The sequence below is a fragment of the Tengunoibacter tsumagoiensis genome (genome assembly GCF_003967535.1).
GTDB classification, from domain to species: domain Bacteria; phylum Chloroflexota; class Ktedonobacteria; order Ktedonobacterales; family Ktedonobacteraceae; genus Tengunoibacter; species Tengunoibacter tsumagoiensis.
Genome location: NZ_BIFR01000001.1, coordinates 3,821,197 through 3,841,155, shown reverse-complemented (window position 1 = coordinate 3,841,155; position 19,959 = coordinate 3,821,197). Strand labels below are relative to the sequence as shown.

16 protein-coding genes are annotated in these 19,959 nt (G+C 49.1%); 11 read left to right on the top strand and 5 right to left on the bottom strand.

Translation table 11 applies throughout. From position 1 onward, the window contains the following. Positions 1–785 precede the first annotated feature (785 nt). The 8 genes from ilvB to EL628_RS15080 all read left to right on the top strand — a co-directional run bounded on the left by ilvB (position 786) and on the right by EL628_RS15080 (position 11,027). The gene (gene ilvB, locus EL628_RS15115) at positions 786–2,525 is read left to right on the top strand and encodes a biosynthetic-type acetolactate synthase large subunit (protein WP_218028970.1); all 1,740 of its coding nucleotides are present in this window, start codon (positions 786–788) and stop codon (positions 2,523–2,525) included. A gap of 5 nt (positions 2,526–2,530) precedes the next feature. Next, positions 2,531–3,055, top strand: coding sequence for an acetolactate synthase small subunit (gene ilvN / locus EL628_RS15110; RefSeq protein ID WP_161975523.1), 525 nt, complete (start codon positions 2,531–2,533; stop codon positions 3,053–3,055). A gap of 154 nt (positions 3,056–3,209) precedes the next feature. Then, positions 3,210–4,250, top strand: coding sequence for a ketol-acid reductoisomerase (gene ilvC / locus EL628_RS15105; RefSeq protein WP_126580757.1), 1,041 nt, complete (start codon positions 3,210–3,212; stop codon positions 4,248–4,250). A gap of 56 nt (positions 4,251–4,306) precedes the next feature. Next, entirely contained in the window at positions 4,307–5,482 is a 1,176-nt protein-coding gene (locus EL628_RS15100) for a 2-isopropylmalate synthase (protein WP_126580756.1), read from the top strand. A gap of 408 nt (positions 5,483–5,890) precedes the next feature. Beyond that, entirely contained in the window at positions 5,891–6,919 is a 1,029-nt protein-coding gene (gene thrB, locus EL628_RS15095; protein ID WP_126580755.1) for a homoserine kinase, read from the top strand. Further along, on the top strand, positions 6,870–8,348 hold the full coding sequence (thrC, locus tag EL628_RS15090) for a threonine synthase (RefSeq protein WP_126580754.1): 1,479 nt from the start codon (positions 6,870–6,872) through the stop codon (positions 8,346–8,348). The genes thrB and thrC overlap by 50 nt, the downstream gene beginning before the upstream one ends. Further along, positions 8,348–10,441 (top strand): ArnT family glycosyltransferase, encoded by a 2,094-nt coding sequence (locus EL628_RS15085; protein ID WP_126580753.1) that lies wholly within the window; start codon positions 8,348–8,350, stop codon positions 10,439–10,441. The genes thrC and EL628_RS15085 overlap by 1 nt, the downstream gene beginning before the upstream one ends. A 103-nt stretch (positions 10,442–10,544) precedes the next feature. Beyond that, complete coding sequence (locus EL628_RS15080; RefSeq protein WP_126580752.1) at positions 10,545–11,027, top strand: hypothetical protein; 483 nt, start codon at positions 10,545–10,547, stop codon at positions 11,025–11,027. Between the two features lie 145 nt (positions 11,028–11,172). Here the strand turns inward: EL628_RS15080 and EL628_RS15075 are convergent, their stop codons facing one another. The 4 genes from EL628_RS15075 to EL628_RS15060 form a co-directional block, all read right to left on the bottom strand. After that, complete coding sequence (locus EL628_RS15075; RefSeq protein WP_161975522.1) at positions 11,173–12,219, bottom strand: type I phosphomannose isomerase catalytic subunit; 1,047 nt, start codon at positions 12,217–12,219, stop codon at positions 11,173–11,175. A 40-nt stretch (positions 12,220–12,259) separates the two neighbouring features. Next, positions 12,260–12,595 (bottom strand): thioredoxin family protein, encoded by a 336-nt coding sequence (locus tag EL628_RS15070; RefSeq protein ID WP_126580750.1) that lies wholly within the window; start codon positions 12,593–12,595, stop codon positions 12,260–12,262. A 573-nt stretch (positions 12,596–13,168) separates the two neighbouring features. Then, complete coding sequence (locus tag EL628_RS15065; protein WP_126580749.1) at positions 13,169–14,866, bottom strand: DNA repair helicase XPB; 1,698 nt, start codon at positions 14,864–14,866, stop codon at positions 13,169–13,171. Positions 14,867–14,869: 3 nt separating this feature from the next. Next, positions 14,870–15,541 (bottom strand): alpha/beta hydrolase, encoded by a 672-nt coding sequence (locus EL628_RS15060; RefSeq protein ID WP_126580748.1) that lies wholly within the window; start codon positions 15,539–15,541, stop codon positions 14,870–14,872. Between the two features lie 807 nt (positions 15,542–16,348). On the opposite strand from EL628_RS15060, the gene EL628_RS15055 reads away from it, so the two are divergent. After that, entirely contained in the window at positions 16,349–17,392 is a 1,044-nt protein-coding gene (locus EL628_RS15055; protein ID WP_126580747.1) for a GGDEF domain-containing response regulator, read from the top strand. Between the two features lie 94 nt (positions 17,393–17,486). Next, a complete protein-coding gene (locus EL628_RS15050; protein ID WP_126580746.1) occupies positions 17,487–17,942 on the top strand; it encodes a hypothetical protein in 456 nt (151 codons plus the stop codon). Between the two features lie 64 nt (positions 17,943–18,006). Here the strand turns inward: EL628_RS15050 and EL628_RS15045 are convergent, their stop codons facing one another. Next, the gene (locus EL628_RS15045; RefSeq protein ID WP_126580745.1) at positions 18,007–18,639 is read right to left on the bottom strand and encodes a hypothetical protein; all 633 of its coding nucleotides are present in this window, start codon (positions 18,637–18,639) and stop codon (positions 18,007–18,009) included. Positions 18,640–18,916: 277 nt separating this feature from the next. Between EL628_RS15045 and thiL the strand changes: the two genes are divergently transcribed. Next, positions 18,917–19,942 (top strand): thiamine-phosphate kinase, encoded by a 1,026-nt coding sequence (gene thiL / locus EL628_RS15040; RefSeq protein WP_126580744.1) that lies wholly within the window; start codon positions 18,917–18,919, stop codon positions 19,940–19,942. Positions 19,943–19,959 lie beyond the last annotated feature (17 nt).

The following is a 19,959-nucleotide window of genomic DNA, read 5'->3' as shown; positions in this document are numbered from 1 at the left end:
TTTAGATGAAAACCGTGTACTATTCCTATTTGGAAGTATCACTATTTGAATACCCGCGTTCGCCTCCTGTAAAGGCTTGCATCAGAAGCGTTTGTGCAAGCGTTATGTGATATCTATCCATGGCACCACAGGTGCTTATGTGTGTTTCCTCCAATCTCTCAAAAAGATCTTTTTCTGGGGTTGACAAATCTCTAGCGGGTAGTGTATCCTCGAAACCAACAAAGAAAAATTGTGTAATAGAGAAGTGCTCCGGCAAGGGTGCCGTTGTAGCCTCTTTATCCACTGTACCTCAATCTCTTATTGTTTCAGTGAGTCGCACCTGGTAGAATTTTGAAATGGAGTGAAGGCATGTATACAACGTTTTCGACGGCTTCAACGACAGCATCGTGTTGTCAGAGTCCGTCTGGACGTATGCCCTTCACCGCTTGTGCTATGGCCATGTGCTCCGCTGCAAGCGCTAGCATGTTGATTCACACCGGCGTCTGGACGTCGGTTTTTTTATTTGTGCTAGTATCCCTCCTTATTCTTGTATGCCTTGTGGTCCTTATTAGCCTCCTCCTTACCGGCCTTACCGGACTATTGAGGCTTGAGTGTCTGGTAGGGCTAAACAAAAAGCTAGCCACAAGAACAGTACAGGGAGATTAAGCGGGAGCAAAGACGCCACCCAATCCGCAGTAGGTAACCGAACAGGGCCTCCCAGTCTGGGAGGTCTTCTTTTTTTGTGATCAATTTCGTATTCAGGAGGAATTATGGCAATCGCTGCAAAAATTGTTCAGCGGCCCGAGATGGCCCAGGATGCGACAGGAAAAGCTGAAGAAGCTCGTGAGTTAACAGGCAGTCAGATTATCTGTGAGGTGTTGATTCGTGAGGGGGTTGAGGTGCTTTTTGGCTATCCAGGCGGCACAATTATGCCTTTTTACGATGCATTGACCTCCTATCCCGCCCTTCACCATGTGTTAGTACGTCATGAGCAGGCAGCCGCCCATGCAGCCGACGGGCTGGCTCGCGCAACTGGACGAGCTGGTGTCTGCGTAGCAACGAGCGGCCCGGGGGCCACAAACCTGATTACTGGTCTGGCAACCGCTTTTATGGATTCCGTTCCACTGGTCGCCATTACTGGTCAGGTGGGTCGGCCTTTGATTGGCCGCGATGCTTTCCAGGAGATTGATGTTCTGGGCGTTTCACAGCCTATCACCAAGCACAGTTATCTGGTGCGCAATGCCAGTGAACTGGCTGGAATTCTGCATGAAGCATTTCAGGTTGCCCGTAGTGGTCGTCCAGGACCCGTCCTTGTCGATATCCCCAAGGATGTTCAATTTGAGAAAGCGGTCTATCAGCCAGCGAAGTATCAGAGCTCTGATGCCTATCTTGAGGAGCAAGCTAAGAAGACTCCACAGCCTGCCTCGGCCTTGATCTCACGAGCGGCTGAACTCCTTGCTGAATCGAAACAACCAGTGATCTTAGCAGGTCATGGCGTTATCCTTTCCAACGCTTATACTGAGCTGAAGGCATTTGCAGAGAAGACCGAGATCCCCGTTATTACAAGTCTGTTGGGACAGAGCGCCTTCTCAGAGGATCATCCTCTCTTCATTGGTATGCCTGGTATGCATGGAGCTGCTCACACTAATCGAGCAATTGATGCTTCAGATCTGATAGTAGCGGTTGGTATGCGTTTTGATGATCGCATTACTGGCGATGTCTCGACGTTTTCTCCCCATTCGAAGCTGATTCATATTGATATTGACGCTTCTGAGATGCACAAGGTGAAGGTCGCTACGGTTCCGATTGTAGCTGACGCGAAGGTTGCCCTGGCGGCGCTAACAGAAGCAGTACCTCAGAGCAATCGTCGTACCTGGTTACACGAGATTCGTCAGTGGGAAGACGCGGGCCGTATTCGTACTCAGCAGATTGTTCATGATGAGTCACTGCCCGATCCTGTGAGTATTCTGAAGGCTATTCGTGAGGCAACGGATGGAGAGGCGATTGTCGTCTCAGATGTTGGCCAGCACCAGATGTGGACTGCTCGTTATTATAACTGGACCCGTCCCAATAGTCATATCACGTCAGGCGGATTGGGAACGATGGGCTTCTCCTTACCAGCAGCCATGGGCGTCAAAATGGCGCTACCAGATGTGCCAGTCTGGGCAGTAGCGGGTGATGGCTGTATTCAGATGAACATTCAGGAACTGGCGACCCTGGCTCAAGAGGGAGTGGCCGTCAAAGTAGCCATTATGAACAACGGCTATCTAGGTATGGTGCGTCAGTGGCAGCAGTTCTTCCATTCTCGTAATTATTCGGAGACCCCAATTACTGGCCCGGATTATACAAAACTTGCTCCAGCTTACGGCTTGACGGGTATTCGCGTAACGCGTCGCGATGAAGTTGCAGCCGCAGTGAAGCAGGCAATGGAGACGGAAGGGACGGTCATCATTGATTTTGTGATCGAATCTGAAGCAAATGTGTACCCCATGATTCCAGCTGGTAAGTCGGTCCACCAGATGATTGAAGAGACGGTAGAGGAGTAATAATTGTGGCAAATGGAATATCGACAACGATTCGGACGGGGCAATCTACGCTGTCCCAGGGCGCAGAGCAGGTTCATACATTAATCATCACCCTTCAGGAGCGCCCTGGATCGGTCGATCGTGTGGTTGGCTTGCTGCGTCGTCGTCGCGCAAGCCCTCGCTCATTGATCCTGACTCAGACTGGACTGCCTGAGCAAGTTTGTATTACCGCTCAGGTGCGTGATTCAGAAGTCGCTATTGATCAGTTAACCGAGCAGCTACGAAAACTGGTTGATGTATATCAGGTGCAGAATCTGACGGCTGCTGAGATTATTGCTCAGGAACTGGTGCTGATAAAGATCAATGTGCCAGCCGAGAGGGCAGTCCAGGCTCAGCAATCAGGAGCTCAGATTATAGCAAGCACTGCACAGACAACGACCATATCCTACACGGGAACACACGAGCAGGTTGATGCGTTCATTGCCTCCTGTGAAGAGTCTGGTATTCATGAGATTGCACGTTCAGGGTCTGTGGCCTTATCTCGCGAGTAGAAGTCATAACTTAACTTTCAAGTAGATGTAGCAACTTAACTTTCAAGTAGAAGTCACAACTTAACTTTCAAGTAGAAGTAGCGACTTTTTCACAAAATTCGTTGAGCGGACAGGTCTTCTCTTGCAGGAGACCTGAGAGGAGTAAGAAGAGCTGATGGCGACTATTTATTATGATGCAGATGCCAACCTTGAACTTATTCAGTCAAAGCGGATTGCCATTATTGGGTATGGTAGCCAGGGTCATGCACATGCTTTGAACCTGCGCGACAGCGGCTGTGATGTAGTGGTTGGCCTTCCTATAGAGAGCAAGAGCCGCAATCGCGCTCAGGCAGAGGGCCTGCGTGTGATGACGCCTGCTGATGCTACCCAACAGGCTGATGTCATCATGATCCTTCTACCTGACCAGATTCATCGAGAGGTTTTTGAGCGCGATATTCGCCCAGGACTGGCCGCTGGCAAGACCATTTTGACCGCCCATGGCTTTAGCGTCCATTTTGCTCAGATTGTGGCTCCAGAAGATGTTGATGTTGCAATGGTAGCTCCTAAGAGCCCTGGCCATATGGTGCGTCGACTCTATACCGAAGGTGCAGGTGTGCCAGCTCTGTGGGCCGTCCATCAGGATGCAACCGGTCAGGCACAACAGCTTGCTCTCGCCTATGCTCGTGGGATTGGTTCAACACGTGCAGGGGTACTACGCACAACCTTTGCAGAGGAGACCGAGACCGACCTCTTTGGAGAACAGGCTGTCATCTGTGGTGGTGTGAGTGCTCTGATCAAAACTGGGTTTGAGACGCTGGTCGAGGCGGGCTATCAACCAGAGATTGCCTATTTTGAGTGCTTGCATGAGATGAAGCTCATTGTTGACCTTATGTATCAAGGCGGCATGAATTACATGCGCTATTCTATCAGTGATACTGCTGAATTTGGCGATTATGTCTCTGGCCCTCGTGTCGTTGATCAGCATGCACGCGAAGAGATGCGCGCCATCTTGCGTGAGATTCAGGATGGAACATTTGCGACCCGCTGGATTTTGGAGAATCAGGCTGGCCGTCCCAGTTTCCTGGCTCAGCGCCGCAAAAACGCTACCCACCAGATAGAGCAGGTTGGTCAAGAACTGCGCTCTATGATGTCCTGGTTGCATCCTGTAAAGCAGAAGGCTGGTGAAGCCGAGGAAAACGTCGAAACAAAGATCTAGCACACGGAGGCTTTGGCGCCTCCTCTTGCTGAGATGGTTCTGAAAGAGAGATGAACATGAAGGCTGCAGTCGTTAAAATTTTTGATACCACTTTACGCGATGGAGAACAGTCCCCAGGCGCGACTCTGACGACCGATGAGAAACTGCTTGTGGCTGATCAACTTGTACGCTTGAATGTAGATGTGATTGAAGCTGGTTTTCCAGCGGCCTCACCTGGTGATCTTGCAGCTGTTAAAGAGATTGCTCTTCATGTGCGCGGTTCTGCCGTAGCTGCTCTTGCTCGTGCAATGATCAGTGATATTACGACTGCATGGGAGGCTGTACGGGATGCCGAACAACCTGTTATCCATGTGTTCCTTGCCTCCTCTGAGATCCATCTTGCGCATAAACTGAAACTCAGCCCAGAAGAGGCATTGCAAAAGATTAAAGCATCTGTCTCTTATGCTCGTTCGCTCTGTCCGACAGTTGAATTTTCGGCTGAGGATGCGACCCGGAGTAATTGGGAGTATCTCTGCCGCGTCTGTGAGACGGCTATTCAGGCGGGTGCAACAACCATCAATATTCCTGATACCGTTGGCTATACTCTGCCACATGAGTATGAGGCCCTCTTTCGCTATCTCAGTGAACATGTGCCAGGAATGGATAGTGTCACCATGAGTGCTCACTGTCATGATGACCTGGGAATGGCGACGGCTAATACGTTAGCTGCGATTAGAGGGGGGGCTCGTCAGGTTGAAGTGACAATCAATGGTCTGGGCGAGCGTGCAGGAAACACGCCATTGGAAGAGGTTGTTATGGCCTTGAGAACGCGTCCCGAGGCTTTTGGTCATGTGGATACCAACATCCAGGCTCAATATCTCCTGGCTACGAGCCAGATGGTGAGCCGTCTGACGAGCATGCCTGTTCAGCCCAATAAGGCGATCATTGGTGCCAATGCTTTTGCACATGAAGCCGGTATTCATCAGGATGGAATATTAAAGAACCGCCTGACCTATGAGATTATGACTCCTCAATCGGTTGGCTGGAATGAAACAAAGCTGATTCTCGGCAAACATTCGGGCCGTCATGGACTGGATGCTCGCTTACGTCAACTGGGCCATCATCTGGATGCGGAACAGTTGAAAGAGGCCTACACACGTTTTGTGGCACTGGCCGATCAGAAGAAGGAGATCTCAGACAGTGATCTGATCTTTATCGTTGAGAGCAGTGAGGAGACACCCGCCGCTGTCTAATCGTAGATTACCTCTTCTTTTCGTGACGTGGGCATTCACTGATGTTCCCCCCATACAGTGAATGCTCGCTGTCAGACAGTCATCACTTGCATTTTTCTAACCTGCGAAATGTAGAGATTTTATCTATGTTCAAGCACAGCATTAGATAGTTTATCAATTGAGTGTCTGTACAGAGGCTGGTATACTAGAAGGAACAATTTGCTATGCTGGGAGAGTAGCATCGCGGCTATTCGCCTCCTTATCGTATTAATCTGAGCGATTCCTCACCATCTTTACAGGATCTACTTTCACGATTGAAGAGGACTTTTGTACTTCCTCTCTTACTAACTGTACAAAACATGATAAAATAGTTGCATGTTGAAAGGATGAATCGTATGGGTTCTTCATCAGAAAGGCAGGTAGCCTCCGATGGCACTGGTATTACCTGTCTCAGTGACAGTCTTAACGCCCGCTACATCAGCTAATCTAGGACCTGGCTTTGACAGCCTGGGTCTGGCCTTGCAGCTGTATAATCGCTTTGAAGTTGAGGAAGCAGGTTCTGACCCGCTTCAGCCAACAATCGAGATCCGTGGCTCTCTTGGCGAGGGTCTATCAACGGGACCTGATAACCTCTTTTTTCGCTCATTTTCTCGCCTCTTTGAGCATGTTCATCTTCCTCTACCTGCTGTTCGTATTCGAATGACGATTAATATCCCGCATGGGTGTGGTCTGGGAAGTAGTGCAACTGCTGTCGTTGGCGGCCTGGTGGCTGCGAATGAATGGTTGCGCTTACAGCAAGCCTCGGTCTCGCAGGATGTTTTATTAGAGCTAGCGGTAGAGATTGAGGCGGGCAACCATCCTGATAATGTTGCTCCGGCTCTTTTAGGTGGGTTGGTAGCTACTACTCATCTGGATGGGAAGATTCATGCGATTAAAACACCTTTCCCTGATGTTTTGAAGGCCGTTATTTTCACTCCTTCATTTCCAATGGATACGGTGGCAGGTCGCAAGTTATTGCCTGCAAGTTATCCCAAGGCGGATGTGACCTTTAATACCGGGCGTGTTGCTCTCTTATTAACGGCTCTCCAGACTGGGCGCTATGAGTTGATTGGGGAGGCAATGCAAGACCGGCTCCATCAACCGTACCGTCAGGTCCTGTTCCCGGCTATGCCTGAGATTATTCAGGCGGCAGTGAATGCAGGAGCTCATGGTGCCTGCCTCTCTGGAGGTGGTTCATCCCTTATTGCTCTGGCCAGTTCGCGGTTCCATGATGTGTTAAATGCGATGCAGTCGACTGCTCGGGAGGCAGGTGTTCAGGGAACGGGAATGGTGCTACGTGCGGATCAGAATGGCGCGCGGGTTATCAAGACGTCGCGCAGTCGCATACGAAAGGAAGTCAGTGCCCGTCATGGCGATCAATTCTACTGGTCTCCAGCCCGATCAAGGGGCGGATTCTAACCGTTTATCTCAATTATCTGAAGCGGTCGAGGCATTGTCCTCGACGTCGCTTCGCTGTGTTGAATGTGCTTCACTTTATCCTGCACTGGTTATTGGTCAGCAGCCACGTTACCGATGCGATTGTGGTGGGGTGCTGGATGTAGAGAGCCAGTTTCGGCTCCCAGCCAGCCAGCTCAATTCATCCACTGAGTCCGAGGTTGTTCCTGCTGGTGGCTTGCTTCTTCCTACACTCGATACACCTTCTGAGGGAGCAGTCTGGCGGCAACTGTTTGATGAGCGGGTGGCTACACCGCCGATCTGGCCTATTAGCACTGATGAGTTGCTTCTGGATCGAAGCGGAGTCTGGCGCTATCGAGAGCTGATTCTGCCTGTCCCAGAGCAGTTTGTGGTAAGCCGACCAGAAGGCAATACCAGCCTGTATCCAGTGGGCCTGGAGAACTGTGGTGCTGGTCGAACTGGACATCGGCAGATTGGCAACTACGCTGGCCTTGAACGCTTCTTCCTGAAGCATGAGGGGGAGAACCCCACTGGTAGCTTCAAGGATCGTGGAATGACAACGGGCGTCACCATGGCCAATCTCTTAGGATCGCGGGCGGTAGCCTGTGCCTCGACTGGCAATACTTCAGCTTCGCTGGCCTCTTATGCTGCACAAGCTGGTATGGAAGGCATTGTCTTCTTGCCTGCTGGTAATGTAGCTGCCGGTAAGCTCGCCCAATCGCTGGCCTATGGCGCGAAAACGGTGCAGATTGAGGGCGATTTCGATGCTGCAATGACGCTGGTTGAGCAGGTCTGTAACGAATTGGGCATCTATCTGCTTAATTCGCTCAATCCTTTCCGCGTTGAAGGTCAGAAGGCCATTGGTTTTGAACTGCTTCAACAGCTCGATTGGCAGGCACCTGATTGGCTGGTCTTGCCAGCTGGAAATCTGGGCAATACCTCTGCCATCGGAAAGGCTTTCCGCCAGGCCTATGAGCTATCCCTGATTAGTCATCTTCCACGCATTGCCTCTATTCAGGCCGCGGGGGCCAATCCGTTTTACCGGAGCTTTATGGGCAGCTTTGCTCAGCGTGAATCTGTGCAGGCTGATACCGTAGCAACTGCTATCAAAATTGGCAATCCTGTGAGCTATAGCCGCGCTCGCCGGGTGATTGAGGAATCCGATGGCATTGTTGAGCAAGTGACTGATGAAGAGATTCTTGAAGCCAAGTCTGTGATCGATCGTGCTGGTATTGGGTGCGAACCTGCCTCTGCCGCAACATTGGCTGGTGTACGCAAACTGGTCGCTCGTGGCGTGATTAAGCGTGATGAGCAAGTTGTGGGCATTCTCACAGGCAATTTATTAAAGGATAGCAAGACTGGCATTCCTCAAAGCATTAGCGGTGGTGCGGTTAAAGCAACTATTGAGGCCGTGAGGAGTATTTTATCCTAATGACTTTTACGCGTGTTCAGAATTTTAAAGCATCTCAAGCTGAGACTTCAGAGCCTGCTGCTTATAAGCAGCAGGCTTCCTTACGTTCCTGGCTTTTATCCTGGGAGATCTATCTGATCGTTCTGGTCGCCTCGTTTCTTCGTCTTTACGGCATACAGCGAACCGAGTTTGATGGCGATCAGGCTGATATCTTTCAGATGGCTCATGATGCCATTGTCCGTGGGCATCTGGTGGCAACCAGTAATATTGCCTCAATTGGTATTTATAATCCACCTGGTACGATTTATTTCTTGATGGTGCCTGCGGCAATAAGCGCAGATCCAGTGGGTGGAGCGATTTTTACTGCTATTTTGTCGATTGCATCGGTTCTCCTGACCTATTTTTGTATGCGGCGTTATTTTGGACGTCTCGCCGCCACTATATCTGCATCCCTCTATGCAACGGCTGCGCTCTCAATTTTCTATTCACGTTTTATGTGGAATCAGAATCTGCTGTTTTTCTTTGTCACGGTATTGATTTTTCTGTTCTTAGAGGTGATATTCTTCCAGCGTAAAGGCTGGCTTATTCTTGCGATTCCTTTGCTTGGACTCCTTTTTCAACTCCATGGTTCTGGTATCCTTCTGCTTGCGCCTCTTATTGTAACGGTGGTTTTGGCGCCGAAGACAGTGAGGATACGTGATATTGTCTTTGGTTCTGGGCTTTTATTGCTGCTCTATCTGCCTTATATTCTGTGGGAATTTTCAGTCTCATTCCACGATGTCTCCGTCTTATTGACCGGCTCTCAACGTGAGAATGTCTATGATAATCAGATCTGGATTCTGTATCAGACCTATTTAAGTCCTTTTTACGAATCCTTTCTGAATTTAGATACAGTCTATATTACCTTTTTCAAATGGGTTCGCGTCTTCATGACCGGACTGATCATACTCTCACTCCTCTTTGCGCTGTTCTCTGGCCTGAAGGCATTGAGGAGACAGCATGAAAGTCCCCGCGTCTGGTGGTTGAAGCCTTTGCAGTGGGTAAAAGCGCTCCAGTCTTCACCAGAAGGTTGTGCTTTATTGGTGCTGGCTTCCTGGCAATTAGTCATGCTCAGTGAAATCCATCACACGATTAAGTTGCAATTGCACTATTTAATTGTTTTTGCACCTGGACAATATCTTCTTGTGGGGATATTCCTTGCCTGGTTGATTTATTGGCTTCGTCAGCGTACTGGTTGGCCGCGAGTGGCAATGTATAGCCTCTCCATCTTTTCTCTCTTGCTGATTCTGGTTCAACTGGTTGGTAGCACTTACTCTGTTCTGGATGCAGTTACGGGCCAGTTTAACGAAAAGGATTTCTCACATCCTTATTATAATGATCTGCAATCTATGCAAGATGCCCTGGCGCGGGCAGAGGATGAGGCCAGGGTGCATCGGATTCAGCATATCTATGTCGATGCTGACCGCTCGAATTTTTCTGGTTTCAGATATCTAGCGGGGCAGGCACAGATTCCTACCATCGTCTCTAATGATGAGTGTGTGCTGCTACCAGATGCCAGCCGTGGCCCGATCATCTGGCTTGTCTCTCCGTACAGCGCGGTAAACGAGGCGCTTGTGACTCATCTAACGAATGCGACGTTGTTGTCTGTCTCTCATCGCCCGTCTGGTGCACCGTTTAAGCTGTATTTAGTTCAGCCCCCAGTGCACGTTGGTGACCAACCGCTGCAACTTTCAAATGGTATGCAGTATCTGGGCAGTCAGAGCATACACACCGCACAAGCACAAGGTCTGCTGACACAGTGGCGTCTTGAAAAGGATCGACCAGCGACCACAGGCCAGTTTTATAACTACCATGTTACAAGCAATGAGCTTGGGAGAGATAGCTGTAAAGTAACCTCAGTGCAGTCGGACGATCAACTCTGGACCTTCTTTCCGCAGCAGCCAGCGAAGTTTAACCAGCTCTCATTGCGTGTTGAGATGTACCAGAGTACAGAGCAGAGCTTCTCTCTTCCGGGCTTACTGTCATTTATAACATTTGACACCTTTTCTTATCAGACACAGAGGTTCCAGAAAGCCTCTGCTAATCAGGGCAGCCTTACAATTCCCTGGCCCTGATCGCACCTCTTGTGAAGTTGGATCAACAATTGGCAGAATGATTGATTGAACTGATACAATAGAAGCAACGAAGACCAAAACTATGCTGTAAAAGAGGATGACTGTGAGTACAAGCAAACAGAGACGACGTTTACTCCCACCCTGGGATATGCCTTCAGATCCCATCAAGGCCCTCTGGTGGTTTATGCATTGGCTCCTCAAAGTTGTAGTGCACTATTTCTGGTTGCTCATTATCTTCATGGTTATCTATGAGACAGTTATCGATTGGATGGCCAGTGGAGCTGTGAGCGGTCTTATCAGTGGTTTTGTGACCTTGCTCATTGGGCTTGTTGTATGGGCTATTTTGCGTGGAGTGCTGGTACTGGTCAATTTTAGTACTGGGGTCTCACGCGTTTATACGACGTTTACGAATTTGCAGCAGCAGCGGTATCCGCGAAGAGATTTCTCCTCCCCTTTTAATAGTGGAAATTACTTCTCCAACGATGATTCCCCTTTTGCATATAAAGATCCTGAATCGAAGATCGTTGAAGGGACAATTACTGATCTTGAAGAGGAGCGTCAAAAACGGCGTCGCGAAGAGAAATAATTCCAGACACAGGGCATCATTCTCCATAACTGATCAAACCAGAGGACTCTTTGGGACTCTTTGTAGTAATGTACAAGCTACAAAGAGTCCTCTAGTTTGCCAGGAAAATGTTTGCGCTAGTGATTGGTACAGACGCAAAAAAATCTTAGAGGGCGACCTCTTTATTGGCTGCGTTCCAATGTTGCCAGGCTGTATCCTGTTCATTTGGAACATAAGAATAGAGGAAGCTCCCCAATCCACTGATAGAGAAGGTGCCCAGAGCAGCAGGAAGTACAAGCGTCTGACCACGGCTCAGGACTTCACTTTGAGACAGATCATCTCCATAGTTGACCTGGAGTTCTGCACCTACCGATGTAATGATGATACAGCTATCGGTTGTCTGTCCTGCCATTGTTGCGCCCGCTTTGAGGCTGATCTCACGCGTCAAGAAATAACGGCAGGCCACAAGTGCTCGATCCTGATAGTTTTCTTCGGAAGCAACCACGACGGGGTCCATCTTAATCTTAGGCGAGACACCATAGTAGCTGACATCTAGTGAACGTTTGATATGAAGTTCGCGTGGTTTACCAGCGGCAGTGAGGCGACCATAGTCATACATGCGGTAGGTAACATCTGAGTACTCTTGCAGCTCATAGAGCAGCACATCACTCCCAATTGCATGGACAGTTCCTGCTGGCACAAAGATCACATCGCCAGCCTGGACCTGTTCTTCATGCAGAAGCCCTTCCAGGGTGACATTTTCGATTGCCTGCTCTACTTCTTCGCATGTGACTGGTGCTTGAAAGCCATGGACAATACTGGCACCAGGTTCGGCGGCTAGAATATACCAGAACTCAGTTTTCCCAAGTTTACCGCCCTCATGCAGATCGGAGTAGCTATCAGTGGGGTGGACCTGGACAGAGAGTTTCGCGTTTGCGTCAATGAATTTAGCGAGTAGAGGGAAACGGTGTCCAAAGACGTTGATGGCCTGTTGTCCTAATAATTCAGCATCGAGCGTTTTCACCAGTTCTCCCAGAGTCTGACCCTGATAGGGACCATTCTGGACGATCGTGCTAATCTCAGTCTCCCAGGCTTCCCCGATGGCACTCTCCCCCTGGGGAAGCTCTTTCCACTGATCGCGCTCCAGGCGGCGTCCGCCCCAGAGCGTTTCATGTAAAGAGGCATGTAAACGAATTGGATATAAATATGACAAAATAAAACTCCTAAACTACTTAATAGAAGTGAGGATATATTTAATTTACCAACAATACTCCCTCGATCTGGCGCTTGAGACGAGCTCGCATCACGATCCCTGAGATGCGATAGATCTCTCTTCCATATCTGAAGAAGACCAGGGTTGGTATACCTGTAATATTCCACTGCCGTGTGAGTTCTTCGTTCTCGGCCACATTGAGCCTGGCGAAGGTAACACGGTCGGCATATTGCTTGCTAATCGCTTCAATTTCTGGCTCTTGTATTTTACTTGCATTGCTTTGATCCATCAGGAAAGCCACAATGACCAGATGTTCTGCTTGTAAAACGTCGCTTGCAAAATTTTCGCTGGTCACAGTAATATAGTTTTCAGCCATTTTACCCTCTGCTTACTGCTAAAGAAGTTCTAGAACGTGCACTCCACAGTATCATTCGATTCAGCTATCTGTCAAGCAAAACGTTCTTTCACCCGATTTTTCTCATTCTTGCGGTTTCTTGGTAGAAACGAAGAGCATTGAAAAACCCGGTTCTTTTATAATGGCCTTTGGCGAGAAAACCACGAAGTCTTCAGCTTCGTGGATGAATCGCCGGATGTGCAGGACCCTTCAAAAGAAACCAGCACACCCATGGACTCAAAAAACTCCGGCAGAGCCGGGTGATGCGTATCTACTGGCTGTGACCACCAGGAGAATCCGACCTCATCTCGACAAGGTTCAAAAGGCTTGTTGTGCTTGGAGCACCGATCCTTTCCTCAAATCTTCTTAACTCCAAACGACAGAGCAGCGGTCTGATGCGTCAACCGCAGGTGTCATGACCAATTGAACGGAGCTCCCATTTCTGGGGCTGAGTCTGGTGAACTTGAGCTTCCGAAGAAGCGACCAAACCGTCGATCCAACGGCTTCCGAAGAAGCCGCTGAGTCTTCAGCTCAGCGGTAGTTCACCAGTGACCGTTAAGAGTGGACCTGTAACAAAGTTTCAGCATCTTCTATAACGTATCGGTAGCCTTGTTCGGTAAGGAACAGTTGGCGATTAGCCGAAAATTCCTGGTCTCGTGTATCACGTGTAACAAGCGAGTAGAAGTACGCCATCCCTCCATCGCTTTTTGGTCGCAAGATACGTCCCAGGCGTTGAGCCTCTTCCTGGCGAGAGCCAAAGGTGCCAGAGACCTGAATGGCGACATTGGCATCGGGCAGATCGATCGCAAAATTTGCGACCTTGCTCACGACAAGGCGGGTGATCTCACCGCGTCGGAACTGCTCATACAGCTTTTCTCGTTGTGAGGTGGAGGTTCGGCCTGTCAATAACGGTGCCTCCAGAGTCTCTGAGATCTGTTTGAGCTGTTCCAGATATTGGCCGATAATAAGCACGCGATCATTTTTATGTTTGTCAATCAGGTATTGTGTGACAGTTAGTTTCTCGGGACTCTCAGCAGCAATACGATACTTATCGCGTGTTTCGGCGGTGGCATAATTCATCTGCTCATCTTCGCTGAGGCTAACGCGGATCTCATGGCATTCAGCGGTGGCAATCCAACCCTGTCGTTCAAGTTCACGCCAGGGGACATCATATTTTTTGGGTCCGATCAAGCTAAAGACATCCGCCTCACGTCCATCTTCGCGGACCAGCGTAGCGGTTAATCCCAGGCGGCGGCGAGCTTGGATCTCGGCTGTAACGCGGAAGACAGGGGCGGGCAGAAGATGAACCTCATCATAGATGATCAGCCCCCAATCATAACTGGTAAAGAGCGAAAAATGTGGGTAAGAGTCCTGCTCATCACCTTCGCCATTTTTGCGATAGGTCAAAATTTGGTATGTACTGACCGTAATGGGAGCAATCTCTTTGCGATCACCTGTATATTCACCCACCATTTCAGGTGGAATATCTGTCTTATCAATGATTTCGCTAATCCATTGTCGTACTGCAACGGTATTGGGCGTAAGAATTAAGGTTGCGCGTTGAACAGAGGCCATGGTCGTCAGGCCAACAATAGTCTTGCCGGCTCCACATGGAAGGACCACGACACCGCTGCCTCCACTTGGTGCTCCATTGGCATAGAAGGCAGCGGATGCCGCGTGTTGATAAGCTCGTGGCTCAAAACTTTTTCCTATAGTGGTTTCGCTCCGGAGCAGCATAGGCAGAGGAGAGCCATCGCTATAGCCCGCGAGATCTTCAGCAGGGAAACCAATATGAATGAGTGCCTGTTTGATATGTCCGCGTCGCGATGCATCAACTTGCAGCGTCGAGCGATCGATCTGGCGCAAAATATACGGCTGCGTTCGCTTGTGATGGAGAACTTCACTGATTAATGCAGCGTCATCTGAGTGGAGGAGAAGAGCTTCGCCGTCGCGGACCAGTTTGATGCGACCATAGCGTCCAACATATTCGCGGATCTCAACAGCGATATTGCCAGGGATGGGATATTTACTGTAACGGGTCAGCTGCTCGAGAATTTCAGGGGCATCCATCCCACCGGCAGCTGCATTCCACAATGAAAGAGGCGAAAGCCGATAGGTATGAATATGCTCGGGTGATTTCTCTAGCTCAGCAAACTGGGAGAGCGCATCCCTTGCCTCGGTATGGAGGGGATGATCTACCTCTAAGAGAATCGTGCGATCACTTTGCACAATGAGTGGGTTATTGGGATTCATACATTACACTCCAGGCATCTCTGCCCACTTCCTCACATACTGTACGACAGCCTGAACGGCAGGCTCTTCAAATCCACGCATAAGATGCCGAGCCCCAACGATAACTTTGATCCCTTTGGGGCCTTCGAGCTGTTCTACAAATGGTTCAAGTTTAAAAAGCGGGCAGATCTCATCAAATTCGCCTGTGACAAAGAGCTTGGGGCGTTCGAATTGACGAGGGAAACCGCTTGCTGCTCGAAAGAGTGGAAGGCTAATAGCAACCACGGTACGGATACGGAGGTCAAAAGGAGCATAGAGTAGTGTTGCATAAGCACCAAAACCATGACCAATGACACAGACCTTGGCGGGATTGATACCGGGTTGGTTTAAGGCGAAATCGATTGCTCCCGCTAGATCGAGTGGCTCCAGGCGACCTTCACTCTGCTGTCCCTGGCTCTTGCCAACACCACGGAAATTAAAGCGCAGCGCCACCATTCCGGTTCCGGCCAGACCCTGAGCCAGAGCCACAGTGAGAGGATCTTGCATATCACTGCTGGCAGGTTGTGGGTGGCATAAGATGACCACTGGTGCCTGCCTGGCATGGGAAGGAGTATGGAGCACGCCTTCTAAGAGATGGGCAGGTTGTCCTTTGCTCTGGAACGTAATAGCTCGCTCAGTTTGTACTGATAAGGTCATCGCGTATCCCTTTTCCCCTATTCATTATTCTCTCGCACCACAATAGTATCTCAGGATGAGCCATGCGTCAACTTTCTTCGTGAAAAAGGGAGAAAAAATACCTGATTGGTGCAATCTCTTACCAAAAAGTCCATATTGCGTGAGTTTTTGAGGATTTTTGACGAATTGCAGTGAACTAGTCTGATTTGTTGAACAAAACCTTTGCATGTAGACCTTTGGATGTTATACTAACTATGACATATGTACACTTTTTTTTAGTTGTGGAAGGTTCATTGTCAGGAAAGCTGTTTCTTATTTTTTGCCAGCGTATTGCTACCCCGGTTTCCTGACAACCCTTGCGTTGGAAAGGGCGGTTGCCCTGGGAGGTGATCTTTTCATCACGGTACGTCTGACCTGACAAGGCTCAGTTCAGTCTGCACTTTGCAGATATCTTCGGCTCACCAGTAGAACTTTTTTCCGGCGGGGGATGTGATAAGGGTGAGACCAGACATATTTTCTCTCAATAGTGGTCCTTCAATGATGGAAATGATGCATGTATCTCTCTCAAAAGTCGCTTTTGAGGGCCTACGGCCTCGTCTCTCGTGTATAAGCGCAAGCCTGCCTGGCTCTCAATCGGTGAGAGGCTATTTTTTTCTTTTTCGATCGAAAAAATACTGGTGCGCTTATTGATCGTTATTGCTGAGATTATGAACATCTAGTAAGATTTTTTGTTTGTTTTTCTGCAAATGAGAGTATCAATGTTCTGATACAGGTGAGTCTGGTAAGGTAATTTGGTGTATATAGTGAAATGTAGAGGTAGGAGCACATATGCCCAGTATTCTCGTACTTGAAAATGACGGTTGGATAACCAATGTAATTAATGACCATTTGAAGGGCGAAGATTATCAGGCTGTAATGGCTTGTACTGACGAGGATGCTGTTCAATTTGCTTTTCGTGAGACTCCTTGCCTTATTTTATTGGATGCAACATTGGAGAATGCCAATTGTTTGCGCATGGTTCAGCGATTGCGAGATCATCCAAAGTGTATGCATATTCCAATTATAATGGTGGGGGCAACTACTCCTAATACACTTGCTGAGAAAGTGTGTGCTTACGAGGCGGGGGTTGATAGCTATCTGTGTAAGCCCCTGATCCTTGAGGAACTTCTGGTGCAAGTACAGAGGCAGATTCAACGTTTACAACAACATATGCTTTCACCTCTAACACGCTTGCCTGGCGGTCTCCAACTCGAGCGAGCAATTGAACAGAAGGTTAAAAATGTTGTGCCCTGGAGCGTTCTTTATCTAGATTTAGATAATTTTAAAGCTTTTAATGATGTGTATGGCTTCCTCGCGGGCAATAATATGATTCTTCTTGTGGGCAATATCTGTCAACGTATGGTGTATGAGTACGGGAATCCGGAAGACTTTGTGGGACATGTTGGAGGCGATGATTTTGTGATTGTGTCCACACCAGAGCGTGAAAAGATGCTTTGCCGACAGATCCTTTCCCATTACAATGAAGAGAGTGCGGTCTTATATAGGCGTGAAGACCTTGAGCGTGGAACGATTAGCGGGGTAGATCGCAAAGGACGACCCTATCAGTTTCCACTCGTCTCTTTGTCGATTGGTGTGGTGAGCGATCATCTGTGCTGTTCGCATACGGCCGATGAGGTGGGGACGCTGACGGCAGAGGCAAAGCGACTGGCTAAACAATCCTCCAATAATATTTCTCATATCTCTCTGGAATGGGGGAAGAAGTATCTGCAAAGTTTTAGCTCTCAGTCACCACCTTCGTTCCATTTTGCAAACCATGCCGGGCGCAATCCGTTTCGACTGCCAGAAGAAGGAATCGTTGCTGAGTATAAGTAATCCTTGCTGGAGAACTGATTGGCAGCCTCCCCATTTCTGTGCTACAGTACAGAAGAGAACGTGTTGTTTTAGTTGAAGCCGAAAGGGCAGGATTGTGACAAGGCTGAATAAGGATCTCACCTTTAAAGGAAGTGTGCAGAAGCCAGAGACGATAGAGATAACAGACGATCTTCACTCTCAAGAGGAAGCAGCGAGACGTCAAGCGGTGCGAGAAAATGCCAAGCAGATACTGCGTGAGAGCGGATTGGCTGAGATGATGCAGTCCCTTAATCGTCATGAGCTCAAAGGACGCGGACGTTTTGAGGAGTATGATGCAATGGTCCTGTTTAAGTGGGGGACCTGGTCAACAATGCGTCATATCTGGATTGAGGTGGTAGGAAGTTCTATCCGTTTCCGTCTCCAGCCTCACCGTGTCTGTAAACAAGAGGTTCCTCTGTGTGATGGGGAGTACCATACGCTGACCAGTGCAATGTGGGCGGATCAAGAGTTATTGCGGCATGAGCTTAAGAAATGCTACGATCGACCAGTAGCAGAGACCTCATCTTTCTAATAGCTGTTTGGAAGAGCCGAACGGTTCTGGCGGCCCAGATTGGCCGGGAATAGGCAAAAAAACCTTATAGTGGCTCGAGTGCGAGAATCTGAACGGAGCTTCCCTGCTCGCTGAACGCGTGCATGGTGCGGATCTGTTTCTCGCTATAAAAGAGATCACGTTCCATCTGACTGCTCCAACTAAAGAAGCAGAATAAAACAGTCACTGGACCTTCATGAGCCTCATCAGTTGTTGGAGTCGTGCTGTGCGCCAGAAAGGCATAGGCCAGCGCAGGCTCCTGAACATGATGTTGGAGTGTTCGCCGCCAACCGTTTTGTAGTAGTACCTCCTGTTCAGGAGGCGCAGACATAAGGTGGATTGCCGCCAGCGTTGGCGCAGCAAGAGGTCGTGTATATCCCCATACATAGTGCATCACCCATTGGAGAGGATCGATAACGAGCAACTCCTGTCGTTTATGTGCTTCTTGTAATAACTTATGAGGACTATACTGTTCCTGAGCTTTCCGCCAGCTATTCTCACTATCCCAGGTGCATAAGAACAGAGCATAGGCTCCTCCTTTCTGGCGTCCGCGATAGCTACGTAGATGAGTTAGCCCCGGGGCTGTCTGGAGCGTGTCCGAGACCGTTCGGAGTTGTGAAACGATCTCTGTATCTCTTCCTGTTAGCGTATATGCGAGTGTAACAACAACGACTTCCATCTATATCCGCCTTCCACTCAGCCCAGGAAAAAGAGCCTGGCGACTGGCTGTATGAAGCATGAGAATGATGACTCTAAGCATACCATAGCTTCTCTTTCCATGCAATAGTAGCTATTCCTGTTCTGATAACCTTCTAACCGTTCAATATATTAAAGCCTGCTAACTTCTTTCCATTGATGATTTTTTTTCTTCTCCTTTACCACAGTACAGGGCTGTGGGTCTGTCTTATCTGGTAAAATACGAGTAAAGACTATTCATAAAGAAGTGAGGGCCTGGTATGGATCACTCATCATTGGGAGAATTTGAGCTGATTGCGCGCTTAACACAGGGGTTGCACTCTCGTGCCGATGTGGCTTTGGGAGTAGGAGATGATTGCGCTCTTCTGGAGCTTGGAGGGGATCTCCAATTATTAGCAACCTGTGATAGTCAGGTTGAGGGGGTTCATTTCACGTTACAGACTGCACGTCCTGAGCAGATTGGGCGGAAGGCACTCGCAGTCAATATTAGTGATATTGCTGCTATGGGTGGTGTGCCACGCTATGCATTGATCTCGCTGATCCTTCCTCAGCAGATAGCGATTGAGACATTGGAGGGGATCTATCGGGGTCTTCAGCAGGAAGCTGAACGCTATGAACTCTCGCTCGTTGGTGGAAACATTGCTTCTTCTCATGGATCAAAGCAGTTAATAATCGATATAACCCTGTTAGGAACGATTGAGCGTGGACGAGCGCTCTTGCGCAGTGGGGCTGAGGTGGGAGATCTTCTTTGTATCACAGGTCAACCTGGCTCGTCCGCCGCTGGCCTGTATACGCTGTTTCATCCCGATCAACCCTATGATGCTACAGCCTTAATCTCTGTTCAGGCTACTCATCACACACCAGAGCCGCGGGTAAGCGCAGGCCGTTTATTGAGCCGTTTTTCACCCCAGCAGGTGACAGCCGCATTGGATGTCAGCGATGGATTAAGCGGCGATCTTCAACATTTATGCGAGCGTAGCCACGTGGGCGCGCTTGTAGAGCAAGCAAAGCTCCCAATTTCTCAGCATCTTTTCGCCATTGCGCAAGCAGCCAGGCGTGATCCTTTTGCCTGGATTTTGCATGGTGGAGAAGACTATGAACTCCTGTTTACCTTGAAGCCATCTGCTCAACAGGAGGTGCTGAAGGCACTCTGGGCAGAGACAGGAACACCTGTCTCTGTGATTGGAGCTATTCTTCCAGAGAGTGAAGGTCTACGCATCCGTCTGTTAGATGGTCGCGAAGAGGCTCTACGAGCCCAGAGTTGGGACCACCTGAGGCAGAGCTAGTGTGGTTTTCCTGCTGT

Coding starts and splice junctions, on each gene's coding strand:
- EL628_RS15085 (WP_126580753.1), top strand. CDS start 8,348: ATGACTTTTACGCGTGTTCAGAATTTTAAAGCATCTCAAGCTGAGACT.
- thrB (WP_126580755.1), top strand. CDS start 5,891: ATGGCACTGGTATTACCTGTCTCAGTGACAGTCTTAACGCCCGCTACA.
- EL628_RS15060 (WP_126580748.1), bottom strand. CDS start 15,541: ATGACCTTATCAGTACAAACTGAGCGAGCTATTACGTTCCAGAGCAAA.
- EL628_RS15045 (WP_126580745.1), bottom strand. CDS start 18,639: ATGGAAGTCGTTGTTGTTACACTCGCATATACGCTAACAGGAAGAGAT.
- EL628_RS15070 (WP_126580750.1), bottom strand. CDS start 12,595: ATGGCTGAAAACTATATTACTGTGACCAGCGAAAATTTTGCAAGCGAC.
- EL628_RS15065 (WP_126580749.1), bottom strand. CDS start 14,866: ATGAATCCCAATAACCCACTCATTGTGCAAAGTGATCGCACGATTCTC.
- thrC (WP_126580754.1), top strand. CDS start 6,870: ATGGCGATCAATTCTACTGGTCTCCAGCCCGATCAAGGGGCGGATTCT.
- EL628_RS15055 (WP_126580747.1), top strand. CDS start 16,349: ATGCCCAGTATTCTCGTACTTGAAAATGACGGTTGGATAACCAATGTA.
- ilvC (WP_126580757.1), top strand. CDS start 3,210: ATGGCGACTATTTATTATGATGCAGATGCCAACCTTGAACTTATTCAG.
- ilvB (WP_218028970.1), top strand. CDS start 786: ATGGCCCAGGATGCGACAGGAAAAGCTGAAGAAGCTCGTGAGTTAACA.
- EL628_RS15100 (WP_126580756.1), top strand. CDS start 4,307: ATGAAGGCTGCAGTCGTTAAAATTTTTGATACCACTTTACGCGATGGA.
- thiL (WP_126580744.1), top strand. CDS start 18,917: ATGGATCACTCATCATTGGGAGAATTTGAGCTGATTGCGCGCTTAACA.